This window comes from Gemmatimonadota bacterium (assembly GCA_009835325.1).
Taxonomy (GTDB): Bacteria; JAAXHH01; JAAXHH01; order JAAXHH01; family JAAXHH01; genus JAAXHH01.
In genome coordinates this window covers 1-3,492 of sequence record VXWP01000036.1, presented here as the reverse complement: position 1 = coordinate 3,492, position 3,492 = coordinate 1, and the positions used below count along the sequence as shown (strand labels likewise).

The 3,492-nt window shown below is 61.6% G+C and carries 4 protein-coding genes; 1 reads left to right on the top strand and 3 read right to left on the bottom strand.

The features are described from left to right. Positions 1–33: 33 nt before the first annotated feature. From F4Z81_04110 to F4Z81_04100, 3 genes are all read right to left on the bottom strand, one after another. Positions 34–561 (bottom strand): dCTP deaminase, encoded by a 528-nt coding sequence (locus F4Z81_04110; GenBank protein MXW04238.1) that lies wholly within the window; start codon positions 559–561, stop codon positions 34–36. A 44-nt stretch (positions 562–605) separates the two neighbouring features. Further along, entirely contained in the window at positions 606–1,487 is an 882-nt protein-coding gene (locus tag F4Z81_04105) for a DMT family transporter (GenBank protein ID MXW04237.1), read from the bottom strand. 74 nt (positions 1,488–1,561) lie between these two features. Continuing rightward, positions 1,562–2,206 (bottom strand): DUF1326 domain-containing protein, encoded by a 645-nt coding sequence (locus tag F4Z81_04100; protein MXW04236.1) that lies wholly within the window; start codon positions 2,204–2,206, stop codon positions 1,562–1,564. 307 nt (positions 2,207–2,513) lie between these two features. Here F4Z81_04100 and F4Z81_04095 point away from each other — a divergent pair, with 307 nt between their 5' ends. Next, a complete protein-coding gene (locus tag F4Z81_04095) occupies positions 2,514–3,455 on the top strand; it encodes an aldo/keto reductase (protein MXW04235.1) in 942 nt (313 codons plus the stop codon). Positions 3,456–3,492 lie beyond the last annotated feature (37 nt).

Sequence of the window (3,492 nt, the reverse complement as noted above, 5' to 3'; positions counted from 1 at the left end):
TATGTTTTTGTGATGGACGTACCTGCGCTATGGTTACTTGCGGTCTAGAAAATCGAGATACAAACGACTAGGCTGAATGCCCGTGTTGTTCTGGTACTTCCCACTTTCATAGGTCTCGAAATCGCCATCCAGCGTGTGATAGTAAACCTGGCAGATTTCCACGTTCGGATAGATCCTGATGGGCCGGACACAGAACATCTCCAAAGTCCAGTAGCCGGCAAATCCCACATCGCCGAAACCAGCGGTTACGTGTACAAACAGCCCCAATCTACCTACGGATGACCGCCCCTCGAGCATGGGAACGTACTTGTCCGTCCTGGTAAACTCCGCTGTCCGGCCAAGATAAAGCGTATGGGGGCGCAACTCGTACCCATCGTCCGGAATCTGAATGGATCGCGTGCGGTGTTGCTTCTTCATATCGAGCACGTCATCCTCGTATAACATGAGTTCATCGGCGAGTGAGAGATTGTAGCTATTCGGATTGAGCCTGGCAGGATCGAATGGTTCGATAAAAATGTCTTTTCCAATACGCTCGTGAATCATTTTACCCGACAGGATCACTATAATAGTCCTTATTGGTTGTAATTTATTAGTTGCAAGTTGTCTCAGCCGCTGTTCACGAGGACGGCCGCGACCAGGGTCAGGCCGATGCCGACGTAGGCCAGCCCGCGCACCTGCTCTTTCCAGTACAATATAGCCACGAGCGTAGTGATGACAAGGCCGACCGCGCTGACGAAGGGAAAGACGACGGTGCCGGGGAGGTACTTGAGCGTGAGGACCAGGAGCCAGGTCCCCGAGACGTTGACCGCGCCAAGGAGGACGCTCCACCGCAACTCGGGCATGCGTGCCCGTATCGGTTTAGTCCAGAAGTAGAAGAACCCCATGATTCCGGATACGGCAAAGAGGGAAAAGAGGTAGAGCGGCATCTGGCTCTGGGGCGCGAGTTCGCTGAAGACCTTCGGGGACAGGTGGCAGAATCCGGTCGTGATGAAGAGGGCGCCGACCAGCCAGGCGACGCCGCGCAGGGACAACTCGGCCTGTCTGCCCACGCCGAGCGTCAGAAGCGGCAGGGCGATGCAGACCGTTATGATGCCCGCGATCTGCGCCAGGTTGGGGACCTCGTACCATATGACGATGGAACAGAGGATGGGGATGAGGACGGACAGGCGGACGATGGCCAGGGTCACGGCGACCCCTCCCTGCAGGAGCGCCTGGATCAGAAAGCGGAAGGCGACGAAATAGAAGAATCCGCTCACCGCACCGATCCACACGGTGGTCCAATGCCAGGCCCAGCCCGGGTCCGCGAGCATCAGCAGGCCGGAGATCACGGCGCCGGCGCCGTAGTTGAGGCTGCCCACCGCCAGGGCGTTGTGGCCGTTGTGGTGGGCGGACTTCAGGATCAGGCCGAAGCACGACGTCACGACGGTCGCCGTGATCAGCAGAAGGAGTCCGAGCGCCGTAGTCTGTTCTCCATCCGTAGATAGCAAGAAGCCGGCGAACGTATACCGCCTCGCCGGCTTCTGGATTCATGATCGCCGTGGGTTCCGCTCGAAGGTGCCGCTTACGGCGTGAAGGCGAAAGTCCCCACGTAGGCGCTGCGCTTGTTCGGAATGCTCCACGTCGCGATCAGGTCCGAACCGCTGTACGCGTGGGCGGCGGTCTGGACCAGCGCGGCCGACGCGTCCTTCGTGAAGGGATCGTACCACACCATGCGGTCGCAGTTGGGCTCGTGGTCGGTCGCCAGCATGGTCCTGGTGGCCACGCGCACCTGGCCGTCCACCGTAACGGCGTAAGCGTCCCCGCCGTCGTGACGGAAGGAGATGTCCGTGGGCTTTACCGTCTTGACCGTGCCGAACAGCTCGCCGTACCGGGCGGTGAATGCGCTCTTCAGGTCCTGGCGCTGGCTCGGCGTGGCCCGGCTGTCGATCAGCAGCACGGTCTCGCGGGCGTGATGACCGAGTTGCAGGTTGCCCTTTCCGAGAATGACGGCGACGACGGACAGATCGGCCAGCGCGCCTTCACGGATGTGCCAGGCCACCACGGCCTGGTTGGCATCGCCGCCCGCTTCCGCCGAGTAGGTACAGCCGCCGCCCAGGATGTGGTTGGAGCGAACTTCCACGTAATCGCCGGCAATGGACGGTGAGCCGGCCAGGGCCGGGGATGCCGCGAGGACGATCGCGGCCATGAGTGCGAAACCGGTCTTCATCTTAGTGCCTCCCTGTTATGCATTACTGGAACTCTGGTTTGGGGGTCAGCGCATCCGGCCACGCCGTTGTGACGAGGACTGAGTCTTCGCAGGCTCAAAACGGACCGCCGCTCCGATTTCGGGTCAATATCGTTTGGGCGCAAAAAAGTAACGCGGTATATTCTACCGTACCGGAAACATCGCAGTATATTCAATATATGTACTCCCCGCCCATTAAGTCAATCGCTAATCAAAACACCGCGGGGCGGCCGGCCTCGACTGGCGCGGGGCGGCCGGCCTCGGCCGGTATTTACCAAAGGAAACGAACATGGAATACAGAGCGCTCGGTGAATCGGGACTTACGGTATCGGCCATCGGCATGGGCTGCTGGCCCATGGCCGGCGTCGGGTGGACCGGTATCGACGACAACGCGTCCCTGGCGGCGCTTGAGGCGGCCATGGACGGCGGCATCACCCTCATCGACACCGCCTACATGTACGGACGCAGCGGCGAATCGGAACGGCTGGTGGGACGGGCTATCGCGGGCAGGCGCGACCGGATCGTCCTGGCGACGAAATGCGGCCTGTACTGGGACGGCACGACGCTGCTCCGCGACAGCTCGAGGAAGCGTGTCCTCGAACAGGTCGAGGAGAGCCTCCGCAGGCTGAATACGGACTACATCGACCTGTACCAGGTGCACGCGCCGGACGAGAACACGCCCTTCGAAGAGACGGCCGCCACGCTCGCCGAACTGAAGGAACAGGGCAAGATCCGCGCCATCGGCGTGAGCAATTACGATGTGGCGCAGATGAGGGCGTTCGCCCGCCACGCGCCGCTCCACTCGGACCAGCCGCCATACAACCTGCTCAATCGCGACATCGAGGCGGAGATCCTGCCCTACTGCCGCGACAACGACATCGCCGTGATCTCCTACTGGCCGCTGTACAAGGGGCTGCTGACCGGGAAATACGGACGAGGGCACCAATTTCCCGAAGGCGATAACCGCAGCGAGGACGTCCGGTTCCAGGGGGAGGAACTCGAACGCACCCTCGACATGCTCGACCGGCTGAAGCCGATCGCGGACGAATACGGCAAGTCCATCGCCCAGCTCGTGATCCACTGGACGGCCCGGCAGCCGGGTATCACGTCGGTCCTTTGCGGCGCGACGCGGCCGGCCCAGGTAGAGCAGAACATCGAAGCGGTAGGTTGGGAGCTGTCCGACGATCACCGCGCGCAGGTCGACGAGATCGTTGCCGGCTTGGGCGAGTAGGATGGGATCGGGCGGGGGCACGCGGCCAGGATGGGAT

What these genes read in the sequence shown, in the direction of transcription:
- F4Z81_04100 (MXW04236.1), bottom strand. Translation starts at nt 2,206, where the DNA reads ATGAAGACCGGTTTCGCACTCATGGCCGCGATCGTCCTCGCGGCATCC.
- F4Z81_04095 (MXW04235.1), top strand. Translation starts at nt 2,514, where the DNA reads ATGGAATACAGAGCGCTCGGTGAATCGGGACTTACGGTATCGGCCATC.